At 61.6% G+C, this 803-nt stretch carries 1 protein-coding gene; it reads right to left on the bottom strand.

The features are described 5' to 3' along the window. Positions 1 to 803 (bottom strand): VCBS domain-containing protein (locus AC1DWM_RS30130; protein WP_477796893.1); only part of this gene is annotated, 803 nt, incomplete at both ends.

Here is an 803-nt window from a genome sequence, read left to right on the forward strand (position 1 = left end):
ATATCCACCAGGGTATAGCTGTAACTGACCACGCCCGTGGTGGCGTCGAACCCGGTGATGGTCAGCGTGCTGCCCAATGGTGTGACGATCGATTGCGGGAAGCCCGCCGTCACGCCACCGGCCACCACATGAAGGCCACCGACATCGAGGGTTTGCAGGCCGTCGAGCGCGGTCACGGTGAAAGTGCCGTTCTGGGTCAGCGCCGGGGTGTTCGGGTTGGTGCCGTCGCTGAGGTTTTTCTCATAGACGGTCAGTTCGCCGCCGTAGACGTTGAGGCCGTTGAGGGTCACTGGATCGTCGTCGTTGTGGATGTTCAGCACCAGGTTGGCGGTGCTGGAATCGCCGTCGGCATCGGTGAGGGTGTAGGCGAAGGTTTCCGTGCCGTTGCCATTGCCGTGCAGCGCTTTGAAATCGGCATTGCTGGTGTTCAGGGTGTAGGTGTACGTGCCGTTGGCGTTCAGCACCAACGTGCCGTAAGTCCCGGCAAACGTACCGGGGGTGATCGGGCCGGCGCTGGGGCCGGTCGGTATGCGGTCGGCGCCTTGCACGTCATTGCTCAGGACGTTGCCGTTGAGGGTCAGCAGGGTTTCCGATGCGGTGCTGGCGTTGCTGTCGTACACGCCTTGAGGCCGGTCGTCGATGATGTTGACGTTGATCTGGTTGGTCGCGGTGCTGCCGTCGGTGTCTGTCACCACCACATCGAAGTTTTCGGGGAGGCTGTTGGCACCGTCGGCGGTTGGATGGGTTTCGTTATCCACCAGGGTGTAGCTGTAGCTGATGACACCGGTGGTCGAGTTGTAGTC

Source organism: Pseudomonas sp. P4_C8, assembly GCF_056401975.1.